Annotated in this window: 17 protein-coding genes; 6 read left to right on the top strand and 11 right to left on the bottom strand. The window is 65.0% G+C overall.

Annotation, left to right across the window (positions count from 1 at the left end):
- Window positions 1-102: 102 nt before the first annotated feature.
- Together IVA78_RS18570 and IVA78_RS18565 are read right to left on the bottom strand one after the other, a co-directional pair.
- Window positions 103-1,089, bottom strand: a complete 987-nt coding sequence (locus IVA78_RS18570) for an MDR family oxidoreductase (protein ID WP_247280303.1) — start codon at window positions 1,087-1,089, stop codon at window positions 103-105.
- Between the two features lie 41 nt (window positions 1,090-1,130).
- On the bottom strand, window positions 1,131-2,384 hold the full coding sequence (locus tag IVA78_RS18565; protein ID WP_247418045.1) for an MFS transporter: 1,254 nt from the start codon (window positions 2,382-2,384) through the stop codon (window positions 1,131-1,133).
- A gap of 317 nt (window positions 2,385-2,701) precedes the next feature.
- On the opposite strand from IVA78_RS18565, the gene nadA reads away from it, so the two are divergent.
- From nadA to nadC, 3 genes are all read left to right on the top strand, one after another.
- Window positions 2,702-3,847 (top strand): quinolinate synthase NadA, encoded by a 1,146-nt coding sequence (gene nadA / locus IVA78_RS18560; RefSeq protein ID WP_247280301.1) that lies wholly within the window; start codon window positions 2,702-2,704, stop codon window positions 3,845-3,847.
- Between the two features lie 153 nt (window positions 3,848-4,000).
- The gene (locus IVA78_RS18555; protein WP_247466898.1) at window positions 4,001-5,608 is read left to right on the top strand and encodes an L-aspartate oxidase; all 1,608 of its coding nucleotides are present in this window, start codon (window positions 4,001-4,003) and stop codon (window positions 5,606-5,608) included.
- A 10-nt stretch (window positions 5,609-5,618) separates the two neighbouring features.
- A complete protein-coding gene (gene nadC, locus IVA78_RS18550) occupies window positions 5,619-6,497 on the top strand; it encodes a carboxylating nicotinate-nucleotide diphosphorylase (RefSeq protein ID WP_247280299.1) in 879 nt (292 codons plus the stop codon).
- A gap of 40 nt (window positions 6,498-6,537) precedes the next feature.
- On the opposite strand, the gene IVA78_RS18545 is transcribed toward nadC, so the two are convergent.
- The 3 genes from IVA78_RS18545 to IVA78_RS18535 form a co-directional block, all read right to left on the bottom strand.
- A complete protein-coding gene (locus IVA78_RS18545; protein ID WP_247280298.1) occupies window positions 6,538-7,986 on the bottom strand; it encodes a cell wall hydrolase in 1,449 nt (482 codons plus the stop codon).
- A gap of 590 nt (window positions 7,987-8,576) precedes the next feature.
- A complete protein-coding gene (gene ppdK, locus IVA78_RS18540) occupies window positions 8,577-11,516 on the bottom strand; it encodes a pyruvate, phosphate dikinase (protein WP_247466894.1) in 2,940 nt (979 codons plus the stop codon).
- 96 nt (window positions 11,517-11,612) lie between these two features.
- Window positions 11,613-11,768, bottom strand: a complete 156-nt coding sequence (locus tag IVA78_RS18535; protein ID WP_008562090.1) for a DUF3096 domain-containing protein — start codon at window positions 11,766-11,768, stop codon at window positions 11,613-11,615.
- A 223-nt stretch (window positions 11,769-11,991) separates the two neighbouring features.
- Here IVA78_RS18535 and IVA78_RS18530 point away from each other — a divergent pair, with 223 nt between their 5' ends.
- Window positions 11,992-12,345, top strand: a complete 354-nt coding sequence (locus tag IVA78_RS18530) for a DUF1236 domain-containing protein (RefSeq protein ID WP_247279670.1) — start codon at window positions 11,992-11,994, stop codon at window positions 12,343-12,345.
- Between the two features lie 267 nt (window positions 12,346-12,612).
- Here the strand turns inward: IVA78_RS18530 and glyS are convergent, their stop codons facing one another.
- The 6 genes from glyS to IVA78_RS18500 form a co-directional block, all read right to left on the bottom strand.
- A complete protein-coding gene (gene glyS, locus IVA78_RS18525) occupies window positions 12,613-14,712 on the bottom strand; it encodes a glycine--tRNA ligase subunit beta (RefSeq protein WP_247279669.1) in 2,100 nt (699 codons plus the stop codon).
- A complete protein-coding gene (locus IVA78_RS18520; protein WP_247279668.1) occupies window positions 14,712-15,650 on the bottom strand; it encodes a glycine--tRNA ligase subunit alpha in 939 nt (312 codons plus the stop codon). The genes glyS and IVA78_RS18520 overlap by 1 nt, the downstream gene beginning before the upstream one ends.
- A 199-nt stretch (window positions 15,651-15,849) precedes the next feature.
- On the bottom strand, window positions 15,850-16,041 hold the full coding sequence (locus IVA78_RS18515) for a hypothetical protein (RefSeq protein WP_247279667.1): 192 nt from the start codon (window positions 16,039-16,041) through the stop codon (window positions 15,850-15,852).
- A gap of 105 nt (window positions 16,042-16,146) precedes the next feature.
- On the bottom strand, window positions 16,147-17,055 hold the full coding sequence (locus tag IVA78_RS18510; RefSeq protein WP_247279666.1) for a S49 family peptidase: 909 nt from the start codon (window positions 17,053-17,055) through the stop codon (window positions 16,147-16,149).
- A gap of 214 nt (window positions 17,056-17,269) precedes the next feature.
- Window positions 17,270-18,037 carry a methyltransferase gene (locus IVA78_RS18505; protein ID WP_247279665.1) on the bottom strand — a complete coding sequence of 256 codons (768 nt, stop codon included), beginning with the start codon at window positions 18,035-18,037 and terminating at the stop codon, window positions 17,270-17,272.
- Window positions 18,030-18,257 (bottom strand): DUF2007 domain-containing protein, encoded by a 228-nt coding sequence (locus IVA78_RS18500; protein ID WP_247279664.1) that lies wholly within the window; start codon window positions 18,255-18,257, stop codon window positions 18,030-18,032. The genes IVA78_RS18505 and IVA78_RS18500 overlap by 8 nt, the downstream gene beginning before the upstream one ends.
- Before the next feature lie 132 nt (window positions 18,258-18,389).
- On the opposite strand from IVA78_RS18500, the gene IVA78_RS18495 reads away from it, so the two are divergent.
- Together IVA78_RS18495 and IVA78_RS18490 are read left to right on the top strand one after the other, a co-directional pair.
- On the top strand, window positions 18,390-19,397 hold the full coding sequence (locus tag IVA78_RS18495) for a polyprenyl synthetase family protein (protein WP_247279663.1): 1,008 nt from the start codon (window positions 18,390-18,392) through the stop codon (window positions 19,395-19,397).
- Between the two features lie 411 nt (window positions 19,398-19,808).
- Window positions 19,809-20,324, top strand: coding sequence for a helix-turn-helix domain-containing protein (locus IVA78_RS18490; RefSeq protein WP_247279662.1), 516 nt, complete (start codon window positions 19,809-19,811; stop codon window positions 20,322-20,324).
- Window position 20,325 lies beyond the last annotated feature (1 nt).

The raw sequence follows: 20,325 nt of genomic DNA, 5'->3' as shown, positions 1-20,325 counted from the left end.
CCAACCCCCGCAGCGGGCGATGCCTTATCTCTCTTTACCCGCTGCTTACCATACCAACCATGGCAACATTGGAGCAGCTTGGTTGGTAAAGTCTGAACGCCGTCAGACAATTTTTACCACGATGCGGCCGCGAACCGCGCCGGCCAGAATTTTCGCGCCCCAGTCGGGCACCTCGGCGAGGGGAATTTCCTGAGTGATTTCAGCTAGTTTTGTCCGGTCCAGATCGGACGCCAGGCGCTGCCAAGCGGCTTTCCGCGGCTCGATCGGGCACATCACCGAATCGATGCCGAGAAGGCACACTCCGCGCAAAATGAACGGCGCGACAGAAGATGGCAGGTCCATGCCGGCCGCCAGGCCGCACGCCGCGATCGCTCCACCGTATTTCGTCATCGACAGGAGGTTGGCGAGCGTGGTCGAGCCGACGCTGTCGACGCCACCCGCCCAGCGCTCCTTGGCCAGAGGCTTCGCCGGCGCCGACAATTCGTTGCGGTCGATCACTTCGGCTGCGCCCAGATGCTTCAGATAATCTGCTTCCGCGGCGCGACCGGTCGAGGCGATGACGTGATAGCCGAGCTTCGACAGCACGGCGGTCGCAACCGAGCCGACGCCGCCGGCGGCGCCCGTCACCACCACCGGACCACTCTTTGGCGAGAGGCCCTGTTTCTCCAGGGCGATCACGGACAGCATCGCTGTGAAGCCGGCGGTGCCGATCGCCATGGCGTCGCGCGCCGACAGGCCCTGCGGCAGCGCCACCAGCCAGTCGCCCTTCACCCGCGCCTTCTCGGCATAGGCGCCGAGATGGGTTTCGCCCATGCCCCAGCCGGTGCAGACCACCTTGTCGCCCGCCTTCCACTGCGGATGCGAGGACGCTTCGATCGTGCCGGCGAAATCGATGCCGGCGATCATTGGGAAGCGCCGCACCACCGGCGCCTTGCCGGTAAGTGCGAGGCCGTCCTTGTAGTTCAGCGTCGACCATTCCACACGCACGGTGACGTCGCCGTCCATCAGCTCGGCTTCATCGAACTGCGTCAGCTGCGCGGTGGTGCCCTTGTCCGCCTTGTCGATCCGGATCGCCTTGAACGTGGCCACGACTAAACTCCCTGACTTGTTTGTCGAGGATGTTTAGCCGATCAGGCCGGCTGCGCAACCGCCCGTGTCACCGGTTTCTCCACGATCGGAAGATTGATCAGTGCAGAAAGCACGCCGAACACGATCGAGAGCCACCAGATCGGCGTATAGGAACCGAAGCGCTCGAACACGATGCCGCCGAGCCAGACACCGAGGAAGCCGCCGACCTGATGGCTGACGAAGGCAAAGCCATAGAGCGTTGCGAGCCAGCGCGTGCCGAACATCAGCGCCACCAGCGCCGAGGTCGGCGGCACCGTCGACAGCCAGGTCAGGCCGGAGATCGCACCGAACGCGATCGCCGAGAACGGCGTGATCGGGAACGAGATGAAGGCAAGGGTCGCGAGCGCGCGAGTGAAGTAGATGGTCGAGAGGATGTAGCGTTTGGGCAGATAGTTCTGGAGGTAGCCGACGCTGAGCGAGCCCACGATGTTGAACAGGCCGATCGCCGCGATGACCCAGCCGCCGGTTTGCGCCGAGATGCCACGATCGACCAGGAAGGCCGGCAGATGCACGGTGATGAAGGCGAGCTGGAAACCGCAGGTGAAGAAGCCGAGCACCAAGAGCACGTAGGAGCGGTGACCGAAGGCTTCCGCCAGCGCCTTGGTGAAGGTCTGCTCATCCGCAGGCGCCGCGGTTGCCGTGCTTGCGACCGGCGGCGTCGAGAGCGCCAGCGACAGCGGGATGATCAGCAGCATCAGGAAGCCGAACACGGAGAGCGCCTGCTGCCAGCCGAAATTGTCGATCAGCGCGACGCCGATCGGCGCGAACAGGAATTGCCCGAACGATCCCGCCGCGGTGCCGGCGCCGAGCGCAAGGCCGCGCTTCTCGGCCGGCAGCAGCTTGCTGAAGGCCGACAGCACCAGGTTGAACGAGCAGCCGGCAAGACCGAAGCCGACCATCACGCCGGCGCCGATGTTGAGTGACAGCGGCGTCGAGGAGTAGCGCATCAGGAGCAGGCCGCCGGCATAGAGCAGAGCGCCGACACACATCACCCGGAACAGGCCAAAGCGATCCGCCACCGCCCCGGCGAGAGGCTGACCCAAGCCCCACAGCAGATTCTGCACGGCGATCGCGAGGCCGAACACGTCGCGGCCCCAGGTGAACTCATGGCTCATCGGCTGCACGAAGAAGCCAAGCGCCGAGCGCGGACCGAAGCCGAGCATGCCGATGGCGCAGCCGCAGAGAATGATCACAGCCGGGGTGCGCCAGTTCGAGGAACGTGAGGCCGGAGCGAGCTCGCCGATCTGTGTCGACATGGTGGTCCTCGTCTGTCGTTGGCGGTTCTGCAAATCGGCAGCCGCGAATGAGCCCGGTTTAATGCACCTGCATGAAAATCCCAAGTCAAAAACGATTGCATTCCACGGGGAGCTGCCACCGGAGCATTGCAATTCACGCGGCCTCGCCTGACGGGCACTTGACGGGAATGTGTGCGGCAGCGCCTAGGCGTCTTCGGTAAAGCATGCTATTCTTGATTTACTCAGTTTGAGCATATAAGAGGCTCCGGCCACTCGGCCGGACTATTCAGGACCTGTATATACTCAAATTGAGTATAAACAATGCGAGGGAGGCTTCGATGCCGATCATTGGAATTTACGGCCCCGACGATTTCGCCAACCGGCCGCCCGGCCAAATCAATGGCCAAATCAATGGCCATCAAGTCCATGACCATGTCGTCAGCTCCCCTCCCGCCGCGCCGAGCCGGCCGGGGCTTGCGCTGCCGATGCCCTCGCTGGACTGGACGCCGGAGGTCGAGCGCGCCACGGCATCCCTGTATGAGCGCGTGAAGCAGGTGATCCCGCCGATCGAATGGCCGCTGATGGCGCCGACAATCAAGGCGATCAACGAGCTGAAGGCGGCGCGGGGCGCGGTGATCCTCGCGCACAACTACCAGGCCCCGGAAATCTTTCACTGCGTCGCCGACATCGGCGGCGATTCGCTCCAGCTCGCGGTCGAAGCCACCAAGGTGAAGGCCGGCATCATCGTCCAGTGCGGCGTGCACTTCATGGCGGAGACGTCAAAACTGCTCAACCCGGACAAGACGGTGCTGATTCCGGACTCGCGCGCAGGCTGCTCACTGGCCGCCAGCATCACCGGCGCAGACGTTCGCCTGCTGCGCGAGAAATTCCCTGGCGTGCCGGTCGTTGCCTACGTCAACACCTCGGCCGAGGTGAAGGCCGAGGTCGACATTTGCTGCACCTCGTCGAACGCGGTGCAGGTGGTCGAGAGCCTGAATGCGCCTAGCGTGATCTTCCTGCCCGACCGCTATCTCGCCACCTACGTGGCCTCGAAGACCGACGTGAAGATTATTGCCTGGAAGGGCGCCTGCGAAGTGCACGAGCGCTTCACGGGTGAAGAGCTGCGCAGTCTTCGCGATGACGATCCCTCGGTGCAGATCATCGCGCATCCCGAATGCCCGCCGGACGTGTTGGCGGAGGCCGACTTCACCGGCTCGACCGCGCACATGATCAGCTGGGTGCGCAACAAGCGGCCGCGGCGGCTGGTGATGATCACGGAATGCTCGATGGCCGACAATGTGCGGGCCGAGCTGCCCGACGTGGAGATGCTGCGCCCCTGCAATCTCTGCCCGCACATGAAGCGCATCACGCTTGCCAATATCCTGGAGAGCCTGCTGACGCTCCGCGAGGAAGTGACGATCGATCCCGCGCTCGCGGAGCGCGCACGGCGCTCGGTCGAGCGGATGATCAATTTGAAGAATTGAGAGCGAGAAGCAGCAACACACCCGTCGTCTGAGACAAGCGCGCGCAGATCCGGGACCGACAGGACGCGAGTATTGGCACGCTGGTGGTCCCGGCCTGCTGCAACAACAACAGCAATGGGTTCTGGCTTTGGCCAGGACGACAATGAAGAAACCATGCAAGACAGAATCGAAAATCTCACCCGCACCACCGACGACGTGGTCATCGTCGGCGGCGGTCTTGCCGGATTGTTCTGCGCGCTGAAGCTCGCGCCGCGGCCCATGACGCTGATCTCGGCTGCGCCGCTGGGACAGGGCGCATCCTCCGCGTGGGCACAAGGCGGCATCGCGGCGGCAGTGGCCGAAGCCGATAGTCCGGAAGCGCATACCGCGGATACGATTGCCGTCGGGGGCGGTCTCGTCGATAAAGCCGTTGCACTTGGGATGGCGCGGGAGGCGGCGCCGCGAATCCATGATCTTCTCGCCTTTGGTGTCCCATTCGATCGCGACCTGGAAGGAAAGCTCGCCGTCGGACGCGAAGCCGCACATTCGGCCCGGCGCATCGTACATGTGCGCGGCGACGGAGCCGGTGCCGCGATCATCGCGGCCTTGAGCGAAGCTGTGCGCCGCACGCCGTCGATCCGTATCATCGAAGGTCTGGTCGCCGAAGCATTGTTGACCGAGCACGGTGCCGTCACGGGCATTCAATTGCGCGAGGCCGGCCATCCCTGTGCACGGCCGATCACCCTCGCCTCGCGCGCGATCGTGCTGGCCACCGGCGGCCTTGGGCATCTCTATGCCGTCACCACCAATCCGCTCGAGGCCAGCGGCTCGGGCCTTGCGATCGCCGCTCGCGCCGGTGCGGTGATCGCCGATCCGGAATTCGTGCAATTCCATCCGACCGCCATCAGGGTCGGGCGCGATCCGGCGCCGCTTGCGACCGAGGCGCTGCGCGGCGAAGGCGCGACGCTCATCAACGGCAATGGCGAGCGTTTTATGGCGGCGCGCCATCCGCTCGCCGAGCTCGCACCGCGCGACATCGTCGCCCGCGGCGTCTTTGCCGAAATCGCGGCCGGACGCGGTGCCTTCCTCGATGCGCGGCAGGCGCTGGGTGCGCCCTTCGCCGACAAATTTCCGACCGTGCATGCAAGCTGCCTCGCCGCCGGAATTGATCCCGCGGCAGAGGCCATCCCGATCGCGCCGGCCGCGCACTATCACATGGGCGGCATCGCGGTGGACGCGCGCGGCCGCAGCTCGATCGACGGGCTCTGGGCCGGCGGCGAAGTGGCCTGCACCGGCGCGCATGGCGCCAACCGGCTCGCTTCCAATTCGTTGCTGGAGGCCGTGGTCTACGCCGCGCGCATCGCCGAGGACATCGCCGGCTGCGCCGTCCCCGCGCCCGCCCGGCTTCCGGACGCATTGGTGATGCCGCGCGGCGGCGCGCCGGAGGCTACGGCCGTGAAGCGGCTGCGAGCCATGATGAACACACGCGTCGGCGTCATCCGCGACGCCGACGGATTGGCGGAGGCCGTCCGCAGCTTCGCCGCGCTTGAACGCGAGGCCGGCAACATCGCGCTGCGCAACATGGCGACCTCCGCGCTGCTCGTAGCCGCTGCTGCCTGGAGCCGGCGCGAGAGCCGCGGCGCGCATTTCCGCGCCGACCATCCGGCGGATGTCCCTGCCCTGGCGCAACGAACGATGACCACGCTCGACGCTGTGCGCGAAGTGGCCGACGGCCTCGCCGATCGCCCGATGCCACCCACCGCGCAACCCATCATGGCCTGACGGAGCTCTCATGATCACCGCAACCTCGCTGCTCTATCCCGACGCCTTTCTCTCGCCCCTCGCAATTGACGAGGCCGTGCAGCGCGCACTCGACGAAGATCTCGGTCGCGCCGGCGACGTCACCTCGCTGGCAACGATTCCGGAAGCAACGACGGCGCAGGCGATCCTGGTCGCCCGCCAGTCCGGCGTGATCGCCGGATTGCCGCTGGCGCTGGCGACGCTGCAAAAGCTCTCGCCCGACATCGACGTGCGTGCGCATGTCCGCGACGCGGCACGGGTTGCCCGGGGGCAGCAGGTGTTGACGATCTCAGGGCCCGCGCGCGCCATTCTCACGTCGGAGCGGACCGCACTGAACTTCGTCGGCCGCCTGTCGGGTATCGCGACGCTGACGGCCGACTATGTCGCGCGCACCGAAGGCACGCGGATGCGCATCTGCTGCACGCGAAAGACCACGCCGGGATTGCGGGCGCTGGAAAAGTACGCCGTGCGCTGCGGCGGCGGTTTCAATCACCGCTTCGGCCTCGACGATGCGATCCTGATCAAGGACAATCACATCGCGGTCGCCGGCGGCATCCGCCCCGTGCTGGAGCGCGCCCGCGCTCATGCCGGCCATCTCGTCAAGATCGAGATCGAGGTGGACACGCTTGCGCAACTGCGCGAGGTACTGGCCACCGGAATGGCCGACGCGGTGCTGCTCGACAACATGGATACCGCGACGTTGCGCGAGGCGGCGCGGATCAACGAGGGCCGCCTCAAGCTGGAAGCGTCCGGCGGCGTCACACTGGACTCGATCGCGGCGATCGCCGCCACCGGCGTCGACTACGCCTCGGCCGGCGCGCTGACGCACTCGGCGCCGAATTTCGACTGTGCGCTGGATATCGAGGCGTGATGGTCCTTGCCTCTCCCCGCAAGCGGGCGAGGCAAGAAAACTACCGCCGCTCGCCCATCTCCGCGGAACTCTTGGCTTCCTGCGCAAGCGCGGCGGAAAGCGCTGCGGTCTGCGCGGGCGTGCCCCAGCTTGGCTCCTCGCTGCCATCGCCCCAGGCGCGCGGACGGTAGAAGGTGTGCACGCCGGTCTTGTACATCTTCTTCATCTCGGCGACCCAGGACGGGCGCACCCAATAGGCATGGTAGTGCGTGGACTTGCCGACCTCGGGCAGCCAGATCTGGCCATCGAGCATCGCCTTCGAAATCTTCTTGGCGCGCTCCCACATCTCGGGCTCGCGGATCACGTCGGCGTTGTTGTCGCAGGCGAAGGTGAACTGGCAGGCGAGGTGGCGGTACTTGTTCTGATAGACCACGCCGCACACGGTGTCGGGATATTTTCCCGAGAACACGCGGTTCATCACGACCTGCGCGACCGCCATCTGGCCGCGCACGGCCTCGCCGCGCGATTCGAAATAGACCGCTTCGGCGAGACACTTCTCGGACTTGGCGCGCGACTTGTCGTCGAGCGCGAGCCGCTCCGCGGGCGATCTGGCGCGCTGGTTGTCGGCGTTGACCTCGCCCTTCGGGGCGACGCTCTCGCCGCTCTCGATGTCCTTGGCGATCTCGGCTGTCGGCGGCGACAGCGAGGCCGTCACCTTCATATCGGGATCAGGCATTACGATCAGCGGCTCGGCCCCGGGCTGCCAGCTCTCGATGCTCTCGAGACTACCGCCGAGCGAGGAGCTGCCGAAGAACAGGTTCGACGTCTTGACGCTGAAGGGATCGCGCGCCGGGGCGGCCGGCGCCGTGGCCCGCTTCAGCGCTTCCAGCGGCTGCACCGCGATCGCGCGCGCGGCATCGCTCGCCTGCGGCGCATTGGTATATTGCGGCAGCGGCGGTGCACGGAGCGCTTCCTGGAGCTCGGGATCGAGCGCGGCCGCGGACTCCGGCGACATCGGCGGCGGTAACGCGGCGGTCTTGGCACCGAATACCGAGCTGTTCGAGGTCGCGGGATTTTCCTGCGCGGGCACTGCCGGCGGCGCAGCGGCCTCGGGAGGTGTCGTCGGGGTCATGATCGCGAGGCGATCACCCTTCATCGAGCGATCGACCTTTGGAAAATCGGCGGCCTGGTAGTGCGGCGGCGTCTGCAGCGCCGGATTGCGGCTGATCGCACCCGTGACGTCGCGACCATCGATGCTGGCGAGGCGAACCATTGCGCTCTGCGGAACCGAGGTGCCGATCGGCCGGGAAAAACTGTAGGTGGCGAGCTGGATCGAGGACGCCGCGGAATACACCTGCTTCTGCCAACGCTCGGCGACGCCCGGTTGGCGCGCCAGCAGCGAGGCAATGTCCTGATAGCCGGTCTCTCTCGGCATCAATGCGAAGATGCAGAGACCGATGCCGAAGGACGCGAACCGCGCGCCCTTCGGATGGTTACGCAACAGTGACATCGATACGCTCACGCTACGCTTACGCCAGTTCCGATCGAACGTCAGTACATCCGTGCAATTCGATCTTGATTGTAAGTATCCAATTTAGGTTGCCGGTGCGTTAATCGACGTGGCGCGCACGGCACACTCAAGCAAACACGGGTGTTTTCACGGGGCGATCGCGCGCGGTGGTAAATGCGTCGTCACGTCAGGGGGTAAACAACCGGTCAACGCGAATGGTGAAGGAACTCTTGCGCACATGTATCAATACGGGACGCGCGATCATTATGCTGTTTGGCGTTTGCGCAAAGCGTTCCCCATCACGGGTGTCATGCTTCGCGAAAGCGGGGCATCCAGTACGCCGCGTCGTCTCGATTCATCACGACCGTCTCGGCGTATTGGATCGCCCGGTCAAGCCGGGCGATGACAGGGAGTGCGGCGAACGCGTCCCGCAAGCTCGTCATTGCGAGCGCAGCGAAGCAATCCAGTCTGCCTCCGGGGAAAGATTCTGGATTGCTTCGCTGCGCTCGCAATGACGGTAGGGATACAGCATCACGCAAAGAGGCGGGGTTGGGGCCCCCGCCTCTTTCATTCCAGCATATCGATGCTGCTTACGCCTGGCTCGCGATTGCCTTGCCGAGCGCGGCTTGCGCCGCAGCCAGGCGGGCGATCGGCACGCGGTAGGGCGAGCAGGAGACGTAGTCGAGGCCGATCGTGTGGCAGAAGGCGACGGAGGCGGGATCGCCGCCGTGCTCGCCGCAGATGCCGACCTTGAGCGAGGCCCGCGTCTTGCGGCCGCGCGCGACGCCGATCTTGACGAGCTCACCGACGCCCTCTTGATCAAGCGCGATGAAGGGATCGACCGAGAGGATGCCCTTCGCCACGTAGGGACCGAGGAAGCTCGCCGCGTCGTCGCGGCTGATGCCGTACGTCGTCTGCGTGAGATCGTTGGTGCCGAACGAGAAGAACTCGGCGCTTTCCGCGATCTCGGCCGCGAGCAGACAGGCGCGCGGCAGCTCGATCATGGTGCCGACTTGATAGGCGATCTTCGTATTGGTCTCGCGCATCACCGCCTGCGCAGTCGCATCGATCCGCGCCTTGACGAGGTCGAGCTCGGCCTTTGTCGCAATCAGCGGGACCATCACCTCGAGACCGACGGCCTTGCCGGTGCGCTTCTGCGCCTCGACCGCGGCCTCGAAGATTGCGCGCGCCTGCATCTCGGCGATTTCAGGATAGGCGATCGCGATGCGGCAGCCGCGGAAGCCGAGCATCGGATTGAACTCCGAGAGCTCGCGGGCGCGGTCGGCCAGGCGCCGCGGATCAGTGTTCATGGCGCGCGCCACTTCCTCGACCTCGGCATGGGTGTGCGGCAGGAACTCGTGCAGCGGCGGATCAAGCAGGCGGACCGTGACGGGAAGACCCTTCATGATCTCGAACAGCTCGACGAAGTCGGCGCGCTGCATCGGCAGCAGCTTGGCGAGCGCGGCACGGCGTGCCTGCTCGTCTTCGGAGAGGATCATTTCGCGCACCGTGCGGATGCGCGTCTCCTCGAAGAACATGTGCTCGGTGCGGCACAGGCCGATGCCCTCGGCGCCGAACTTGATCGCGGTGCGGGCATCCTCGGGCGTATCGGCATTGACGCGCACGCCGATCTTGCGGACCTGGTCGGCCCAGTTCATCAACGTGCCGAACTCGCCGGACAGCTCCGGCTCGATCATCGGCATGCGGCCGGCGAGCACCTGGCCGAGCGAACCATCAATGGTGATGACGTCGCCGGTCTTGAAGGTGCGCGAGCCGATGCTCATGGTACCGCGGCCGTAATCGACGCGGATGGTGCCGCAGCCGGAGACGCAGGGCTTGCCCATGCCGCGCGCGACCACCGCCGCGTGCGAGGTCATGCCGCCGCGCGTGGTCAAGATGCCTTCGGCGGCGTGCATGCCGTGGATGTCTTCCGGGCTGGTCTCGATCCGGACCAGGATCACCTTGCGTCCATCGGCCTGGAGCTTGGCCGCCTCGTCCGAGGAGAACACGATCTCGCCGGAGGCTGCTCCCGGCGAGGCCGGCAGGCCGGTCGCGATCACGTCGCGCTTGGCGTTGGGATCGATGGTCGGATGCAACAGCTGATCGAGCGAGGCTGGATCGATCCGGGTCACCGCTTCCTTTTTCGAAATCAGGCCTTCATTGGCCAGCTCGACCGCGATGCGCAGCGCCGCTTTCGCAGTGCGCTTGCCGCTGCGGGTCTGGAGCATCCAGAGCTTGCCCTGCTCGACCGTGAACTCCATGTCCTGCATGTCGCGGTAGTGCTTCTCGAGCAGCGTGTAGATCCGCGTCAGCTCCTTGAAGGCCTCCGGCATCGCCGATTCCATCGACGCCCTGTCGGAGCCCGATTCCTTCCGCGCCTCCTCGGTGATGTCCTGCGGCGTGCGGATACCCGCCACCACGTCCTCGCCTTGCGCGTTGATCAGGAATTCGCCGTAGAGCTTGCTTTCGCCGGTCGAGGGATTGCGCGTGAAGGCAACGCCGGTCGCGGAGGTATCGCCCATGTTGCCGAACACCATGGCCTGCACGTTGACCGCGGTGCCCCAGGATTCCGGAATGTCGTGCAGCTTGCGGTAGGTCACCGCGCGCGCGTTCATCCAGGAGGAAAACACCGCACCGATCGCGCCCCAGAGCTGGTCGTGCGGATCCTGCGGGAATTCCTTGCCAGTCTCGCGCGCGACCGCGTCCTTGTACTTGCCGACCAGCTCGACCCAGTCGTCCGCGGACAGATCGGTATCGAGCGTGTAACCCTGGCTGTCCTTGAAGGTGTCGAGGATTTCCTCGAAATGATGATGCTCGAAGCCGAGCACCACGTCCGAATACATGGTGATGAAGCGGCGATAGCTGTCATAGGCAAAGCGGCGGTCACCCGACAACTCGGCCAGCGCTTCCACGGTCTGGTCGTTGAGGCCGAGATTGAGCACGGTGTCCATCATGCCCGGCATCGAGGCGCGCGCGCCGGAACGCACGGAGACGAGCAGCGGGTTCTTGATGTCGCCGAACACCTTGCCGGTCAACTTGCCGACATGCTCCAGCGCCTTCTCAACCTGCGACTGCAGTTCCTTCGGATAGGTCTTGTCGTGTGCGTAGAAGTAGGTGCAGACCGAGGTCGGGATGGTGAAGCCCGGAGGTACCGGCAGGCCCAGATTGGCCATCTCGGCAAGGTTGGCGCCCTTGCCGCCGAGCAGGTCACGCATTTCCGAGCGGCCTTCGGCCTTGCCGTCACCGAATGTGAACACCCATTTGCCGGCCTTGGCCGCTGCTGGCGCCGCCTTGGCGGAGGTAGCCTTCTTGGGTGCGGGCTTTGCAGCGACCTTCGGCAGAGCCGCCTTGGTCACAGCCTTTGCCGCCGGCTTGGCAGCGGGCTTTGCAACGGGCTTGGCGACCGGCTTCGGCGTGCTCTTGGCCAGCGCCTTGCGGGCCCGCGGCGCGGCCTTTGCGGCAGTGGAGGACTTTGATTTCGCTGGGATTTTCGCTGGCACTTTCTTGGGCTTCGAGGCGGCTTTGGCCATAGCTTGCACACAACCTGCGAGAGGAATGGGAAATCGCGGGCCTTACACCACTTTGGGCGGGCCCGCGCAAGTCGGAGAGTTCCGAAAAGTGAACGCCTAGAAGCGGAGCCACTTCAGGAGCCCAAGCCCGATCGCGCCATTCACGATGAGAAAGATCGCGACGATAAGATTCAGGAGTCGCGGCATGATCAGGATGAGCACGCCCGCAATCAACGACAGGATCGGCGAAATGTGGGCGACGGTGATGTGCATGAATTATCTTTCTGTGGAGGTGGACGAATCGCGGGCGGATCATAGCGGCCCCGGTTCCGCGAGTAGAGACGCGGAAAGCCAATGCGAGTTCCCGGCTTCTCGAAAACTGCCCGAAATTGCCGCGGATACGGCAGGCCTTTTCCCGGAACATTGCGAAGTCGCATGCATTGGCCACCGGTTGCGCCACTGGCGCTTGCCAAACATCACATCGAAGGAGTTGCCCATGCGGAACAGGATTCTTGCCCTTGCAGCGCTGGGCGTTGCGATCGGCTCGCCCCTTGCGGCACAGGCGCAAAGCGATGTCACGGTGGGACGCGCGCCTACCGTGGTCGACAGTGCCCCCAGCATTGCCGTCGACCAGCGGCCGGCCTTCCGCGACTATGTCGTCGAACAACGTGTGCCGCCCTTCCGCATCCCGGATCGCGTGGTGGTGGGCGCCACCTTACCCGAGAGCGGCGTCACGTATTATGACGTGCCGCAGCGTTTCGGCGCCACCACCTATCGCTACACCGTCGTGAACGGCGAGACCGTGCTGGTCGAACCGCGCTCGCGTCGCATCGTCGAGGTGCTGGACTGAGACTGAGATCGACTACCTGAGATCGACTAGATGTCCGGCGCGCCACATCAGGCTGGCGCGAGCAGTGTTAAATCGGACATCAGGCCCCGCCCGGTCCTCCCCCCGCCGGGCGGGGCACTTTTTTGCGGGCTCCTGTTGCGCTCGTGTCCCGAGCAAGCGAAGCGCGACCCGGACCCGGAAGCCCCAAGCGCGCGGCGACATGGGGCCGGCTCTGCAGCGCATCACTCCGCGAAGGGCGGCGCGCTGCGCAGCGTCCGGGCACGAGCCTCAATCCTGAATCTTCGAGAAATCCGCCACCGCCCGTGTGGCGCTGCGAATCTCGTTCAGCAGCTTCAACCGATTCTCGCGCACCTTCGCATCGTCGTCATTGACGCGAACCTTGTCGAAGAACGAATCCACAGGCGGACGCAATTTCGCCAGAGTGCTCATGGCCGCGGCAAAGTCTTCCTTGGCGACGGCGGCGCTCGCTTCCGCCTTGACCTCGCCGATCGCTTTCGCCAGCGCCTTCTCTTCATCGAGGCTGTAGAGCGCAGCATCCGGCGCGCCGTCGAACGTACGCTTGTCCTTCTTCTCCTCGATCGAGAGGATGTTGCTGGCGCGCTTGGTGCCGGCCAGCAGGTTCTTGCCGTCGTCAGTGTCGAGAAACCTGCCCAGCGCCTCGACTCGGCGCACGATCATCAGAAGATCGTCCTGGCCGCCGAGCGCGAACACGGCATCGACGAGATCGTGACGCGCGCCCTGCTCGCGGAGCTGGACCTTGAGGCGGTCGGCGAAGAAGGCGAGCAGGTCTATCGGAAGCTTTTGCGCATCGGCCGGCTTAACCGACAAACCGGCGAGTGCGGACGCCGCCACCTTCATGACCGACAAACGCAGCGCGTTCTCGGCAATCAACCGGATCACCCCGAGGGCAGCTCTCCGCAGCGCATACGGATCCTTGCTCCCCGTCGGCTTCTCGTCGATGGCCCAAAAGCCAACGAGCGTATCGAGCTTATCGGCGAGCGCCACAGCAACGCTGACCGGATCGGACGGTACGCGATCGGCAGGTCCTTGCGGCTTGTAGTGCTCCTCGCAGGCGGCCGCGACCGAAGCGTCCTCGCCCTGCGCCAACGCATAATACTTGCCCATCAATCCCTGCACCTCGGGGAATTCGCCGACGACTTCGGTCAGCAGATCCGCCTTGGCCAGATGCGCGGCGCGCGTTGCCTTGCCAACGTCGGCGCCGACCAGCGGCGCGATCTCGGCCGCCAGGCGCTCGATGCGCTTGATTCGCGCGGCCTGCGTGCCGAGCTTCTCGTGGAACACGATCTGCTCGAATTTCGGCAGCCGCTCCTCGAGCTTGGTCTTCAGATCCGTTTCATAGAAGAACTTCGCATCACTGAGCCGCGCGCGGATGACCCGCTCGTTGCCGGCGATGATGGTCTTGCCGCCGTCGGTCGCCTCGATGTTGGCAACGAGGATGAACTTATTGGCGAGCTCGCCCGTCTTGGGATCGCGCACCACGAAGCACTTCTGGTTGTTGCGGATCGTGGCGCGGATGACTTCCGCGGGCGTCGTCAAGAATTCCGGCTCGAACGAGCCCATCAGCACGACCGGCCATTCGACGAGGCCGGCGACCTCGTCGAGCAGGTTCTGGTCCTCGACGAGCTCGAACCCTTGCGCGAAGGCGAGCTGCTTGGCGTCGGTGAGGATCGCATCCTTGCGGCGCTCAGGGTCGAGCACGACTTTTGCGGCGAGAAGTTTAGCCTCGTAGTCCTCGAAACGACGCACGGAAATCGCCGCAGGTGCGAGGAAGCGATGGCCGTAAGTGGTTTGGCCGGCCTCGATGCCGTCCACCGAGAACTTCACGACGTCGGGCTGTTCCGTCTCGAGCCCGAAAGTCGCGGTGATTGCGTGCAGCGGACGCACCCAGTTCAGCGATCCGGGTTTGCCGGAGCGCGCGCCCCAGCGCATCGCTTTCGGCCAGGGGAAGGTGCGGATGATCACCGGCAGGATTTCCGCGAGCACGTCGATCGCGGCGCTGCCGGGCTTCTCGATCAGCGCAATATAGAAGTCGCCCTTCGGATCCCGTTGGATTTTGGCTTCGTCGAGCGAATTCAAACCGGTCGCTTTCAGAAAGCCCTGCACGGCCGCATCGGGTGCGCCGATCTTCGGTCCGCGGCGTTCGGTCTTGAGGTCAGGCTGGCGCGCAGGGATGCCGTGCACGGTGAGCGCGAGGCGGCGCGGCGTCGCGAAAGCCCTTGCGCCCTCGTAGACGAGGCCTTCGGCGACCAGCCTGTCGGTGACCATGCGGCGCAGATCGTCGGCCGCCTTGGCCTGCATGCGCGCGGGGATTTCTTCCGAGAACAGTTCAAGCAAAAGATCGGGCATCAGGCCGCTCCGCCCGCTTCAGTATGGATCCAGGCTTCGCCACAGGCCTTGGCCAGCTCGCGCACGCGCAGAATGTAGCTCTGCCGCTCGGTCACGGAGATCACGCCGCGCGCATCGAGCAGATTGAAGACGTGGCTCGCCCTGATGCACTGGTCATAGGCCGGCAGTGCCATCAGATGCTGCCTGCTGTTGTCGCCTTCGCGCCAGCCGGCGTCGAGATATTTCCTGCAGGCCGCTTCGGCCATCCTGAACTGCTCGAACAGCATCGCGGTGTCGGCATGTTCAAAGTTGTGCCGCGAATATTCCTGCTCGGCTTGCAGGAAGACGTCGCCATAGGTGACCCTGGCGTCGCCATCGCGGCCGTTGAAGTTGAGGTCGTAGACGCGATCGACGCCCTGCACATACATCGCGAGGCGCTCGAGCCCGTAGGTGAGCTCGCCCGCCACCGGCGCGCATTCGAAGCCCGCGACCTGCTGGAAATAGGTGAACTGGCTGACTTCCATACCGTCGCACCAGCATTCCCACCCGAGGCCCCAGGCGCCCAGCGTCGGGCTCTCCCAATCGTCCTCGACGAAGCGGATGTCGTGCACGGCGGAATCGATGCCGATCGCGGCGAGCGACTTCAGGTACAGCTCCTGAAGGTTCGGCGGCGACGGCTTCATGATCACCTGGAACTGGTAGTAGTGCTGCATCCGGTTCGGGTTCTCGCCGTAGCGACCGTCCTTGGGCCGGCGCGAGGGCTGCACATAGGCCGCGTTCCACGGCTTTGGCCCGAGCGCGCGCAGGGTGGTCGCCGGATGAAAGGTGCCCGCGCCCATCTCCATGTCGTAGGGCTGCAGGATCACGCAGCCCTGCTCGGCCCAGAACCGCTGGAGCGCGAGGATGAAGCCCTGGAACGAGCGTTCCGGGCGCATATGGGCGGGCAAGGAGGCGTCCATCGTCAGATCAGGCTCTCGCGGGGGGGTTTTGAATCGCGCGGGACCGTATCGGCGGCGGGGATGGGAATCAAGGCGAAGGGGGCGGGAAAGCAGCCCAGTTCTCCGTCATAGCCGAGCTGTCCCTGCCATCCACGAATGTTTGGCGCGGCACGAAGAACGTGGATGCCCGGGAGAAGCCCGGGCATGACGAATGGCGCAACTACCCCGGGCGGTAAGCTCCGGTCACGGGGTCACGTTTCAGCGTCTGGATGTCCCCCATATGGGCGGCTTCGGTGACGCGCGACAAGCGCATCTCCTCCAGCTCCTGGTTGATCCGGACAGCGGTCTTGTAGGCCCAGCGGACCACGGCAAGCCCGCCCAGCACGCCCGCGAAAGCGACGAACGGCGGCATCGGTCGATCCTTGTCTAGTGCTCAGCCCCCACGCGCATTGTTGCGCAGATGGACCTGCGCCGCAATCGGAGGGCAGAGGGGCCAAATGGCGCGGGAGTGCGAGCCCTAGAACCCGAATTTCGCCCAAATCGCCCGCGTCTCGACCGCCGAGATCAGCTCATCAGGCAGACCGGCCATTGTTTCCAGCGCCGAAAGCTGACCCGCCCCGGGCGATTTCCGGCCCAGAAGACCGGACAACAGACCGGTCGGCTGCGCGATCACAGGGGTGAGAACCTTCTCGCCGTAGCGGGCACGAAGAGTTGAGCGGAGATCGCCGATGCTGTCGGCGAGCCCTAGCGCGACCGCGCTCTCGCCCGCCCAATATTCGCCCGTGAACAGGGTGTCGTCGGTGCCCCTCAGGCGTCCGCCGCGGCTGTCCTTTACCAGGGCAATGAAGATCTGGTGGATCTCACGCTGGATCGCCTTCAGCTTCGCCACGTCATCAGGATTTTCCGGGAGGAACGGATCGAGCATCGCCTTATGGGCCCCGGCGGTGTAGAGGCGCCGCTCGACGCCGAGCCGCTTGATAGCCTCCTGGAAACCAAAACTGCCACCGACCACGCCGATCGAACCGAGGATCGAAGAGGGATCGCAGATGATCTCATCGCCGGCACAGGCGATCATGTAGCCGCCTGAGGCGGCGACGTCCTCGACGAAGACCAGCACGGGCAGCTTCTTCTCCGCCGCGAGCTGCTTGATGCGCAGGTAGATCTGGCGCGACTGCACCGGCGAGCCGCCAGGCGAATTGATCACCAAGGCCACCGCCTTGGCGTTGCGATGTGAAAACGCCCGCTCCAGCACGCGCGCTACGCCCGCGAGCGTCATGCCGGGGCGCAGCGGCGTCACTGCGCCGATCACGCCGGACAGCCGCACCACGGGCACAATTGGCGTGCCGGGCCGGAAACGCGCCGGCAGATATTGCATGAGCTTGTCGGCCAGGCCGGAACTCTCACGATCGTTCAAATGTTCGGCCATGCCGTTACCTCTGTTTAACCATTTTTTATCACGCGACTGTCATTGGAAGTGCCTGGAACGTGTTTTGCAGATTTCCCGTTGGGAGGCTGCAATGAGGCAGCGGAGAACGCCATGAAAATCTATTTGCTGATGCTGCTGATCGGTGCGCTGTTCATGGCGATCCGCCTGACGACGCCGCAGGAACAGCAGTCGGAATCGCTTCCGCAATAAGCAATCACGGCTCCGCCAGCGGCAAGACCGCCCTCCCCTCCAGAATCTCCTTCACCTCTTTTTCAGGCACGCCCGACTCGTCGTTGAGCATGAGCCCCGGCAGCACTCGCGCCGGCGCCCGGCCGCCTTTCACCGCGCGCACCAGCACCCGGATCGCGGGCCGTCCCGCCTCGCCGTGAACCGGCAGGATCGAGAGACTGCCGAAGCCCCGTGACAGCGCTGCCAGGACGTCGGCGATCCCATCTGCACGCCAGATCAACGTCAGCACGCCGTTCGATCGGAGGATGCGCCGCGCCGCATACACCCATGCATTCAGTGTCTCGTCCCTCGCGACATGGGCGGTGTGACGCGCCTGGTCCGGCGAGCCGCGATGCCGAACCGGATCGTTGAAAGGCGGGTTCATCAGCACCACGTCGACGCTGTCGGGCACGAGCCCATTTGCCGCAAACGCCTGTGCATCGGCAGTGACGTCGAGCACGATCGTCTCGGCGGCAATTCCATTCGCCGCCGCATTGGACCGCGCAAGCTCTGCCAGCACCGGATCGATCTCGACCAGGCCGAGCCGCAATCCAGCCACGCGCCTGGCAAGCGCGAGGCCCGCCGTACCGATGCCGGCGCCGAGATCGATCACGCGATCGCCCGCCTTGGCCGCGGTCGCCGCCGCAAGCAGGATGGCGTCGTGTCCGGCGCGATGGCCGGATCGCTTCTGCTTCAGGCGCAACTGCCCGCCGAGAAAGGTGTCCTCGGTGATATCAGCTGCGGCCTCAATCATCGCCGCGCAATTCGTGGCTGAGCCCGGCCGCGGTGAGAAGCTGGCGGGCCTCGAGGGCGTCATCCTCATGGACCAGGATCCGCCGCGGCAAAATGCCGAGCGAGCCCTCGATGATGCTCATGTTCTGGTCAAGCACCAGATGATGGATATTGGCACCGTCGAGCAGCGCGCCGATCGCTGACACCAGCACCATGTCGTTGGTCCGAACCAGTTCACGCAAACGCAGGTCTCCTGCCTGAAAAAGAGGGAAGCGGCAAATGTCAATGGTTCCGCGGCACTTGCCGCATCCGCCACCAGTTTCTATTGTCTTTCCATCAGAATAGCCCTTCCGGGGCAAATATTGGAGACCGGCGTGGCCGTCATCGTACCTTTCGAAACTCCCGGCGCGTCGATCGAAGAGCTGGTTGCCCTTGTCGCCGGTGACATGGAGCGCGTCAACGCCACGATTCTGTCGCGGACCGGTTCGGATGTGACCATGATCCCGGAGGTCGCCAATCATTTGATCTCCTCCGGGGGAAAACGCCTGCGGCCGATGCTGACGCTCGCCATGGCCAACCTCGCCGGCTACACCGGCGACGGCCACATCAAGCTCGCCGCCTCCGTCGAGTTCATGCATACCGCGACCCTGCTCCACGACGACGTCGTCGACGAAAGCGAGATGCGCCGAGGCAAGCTGTCGGCGCGCATGCTCTGGGGCAACGAGGCGAGCGTGCTGGTCGGCGACTTCCTGCTCGGCCAAGCCTTCCGCATGATGGTCGAGGTCGGCTCGCTGCGCGCGCTGGACATCCTCTCTGCGGCCGCCGCGACCATCGCCGAGGGCGAGGTGATGCAGCTCGCCGCGGCCAAGAACACCGCGACCACCGAGGACGAATATCTCGCCGTGATCCGCGGCAAGACGGCCGAGCTGTTCGCCGCCGCCTGCGAGGTCGGCCCCGTGATCGCCAACCGCCCGAAGGCGGAGCAGACCGCCTGCCGCTCGGTCGGCATGAATCTCGGCATCGCCTTCCAGCTCGTCGACGACGTGCTCGACTATGGCGGCAAGAGCGCCAAGCTCGGCAAGAACACCGGCGACGATTTCCGCGAAGGCAAGATCACGCTGCCGGTGGTGCTCGCCTTCCGCCGCGGCAACGACACCGAGCGCGCCTTCTGGATTCGGGCACTGGAGCGCGGCGACATCGGCGATTCCGATCTCGACCACGCCATCGGCCTGATGAACAAGCACCGCGCGCTGGAGGACACGCTGAGCCGCGCCCAGCACTACGGCGCCATGGCCGTGGACGCGCTGGCACTGTTCCCGTCCTCGCCGATGAAGAGCGCGCTGGAACAGGTCGTGGCGTTCTGTCTGGCGCGATCACATTAAGCGTGACAGCCTGACGCGCTTTCCACTCGTCATTGCGAACTCAGCGAAGCAATCCGAAATCCTTCCGCGGTGGCGATCTGGATTGCTTCGCTCCGCTCCCAATGACGGAGCGTTAGGCAGCATCGCACTCCCTCCCGTGTCCCGGACGCGCTGCAACGCTCTTCGCGGGGCCGCGCAGAGCCGGGACTCACGCGGCACGCGCAGCTAGATGGGTCCCGGCTCCGCAGCGCACCGCCAAGAGGCGCTGCGCTGCGTCCGAAGCACGAGCGCGGTCCGGCAAGTGCCCACCGCACATTCCTACCAGACGCGCTGTCTCCCCCACCGAACCATCATATCACTTACACTGCTCGCGCCTGCTGCTGCCCGCTCCAGTCACTTGCTTTTTGCAAGTCACTCACTTACCTTCCTGCCATGCAGCCCAAATCTTCCTCCATCCTGGAATGCCCTGTCGGCCGCGCCGTGCAGACGGTTGGCGAATGGTGGAGCATTTTGATCCTGCGCGATGCCTTTCAGGGCGCGACGAAATTCGACGAGTTTTCGCAAAGCCTCGGGATCGCGCCGAACATCCTGTCGCGGCGGCTCGCCCATCTCACCGAGAACGGCATGTTTGTTCGCCGCCGCTATCATGAGCGGCCGCCGCGCTACGAATATGCGCTGACGGACAAGGCGCGGGATTTCTTTCCCGTGATCGTGGCGCTGCTCGCCTGGGGCAACAAGCATCTCGCTCCAGAGGGCGAAGCCATCCGGCTGGCGAGCCGCGACGAGATCCGCCCGTTCGATCCTGTCGTCGTCGATGCCGCCGACCTGCGTCCGATCACGCTCACCAATGCAGTCGTCATCGCAGGTCCACGCGCCAGCCGCGGGATGCGCAAACGACTCGCTTCACTCAAGGCCATGAACCCGGCCGTCGCGCCGTCTGGAGACTGAC

It is taken from the genome of Bradyrhizobium sp. 137 (assembly GCF_023074095.1).
Lineage (GTDB): Bacteria > Pseudomonadota > Alphaproteobacteria > Rhizobiales > Xanthobacteraceae > Bradyrhizobium.
This window is presented reverse-complemented; position numbering and strand designations above follow the sequence as displayed.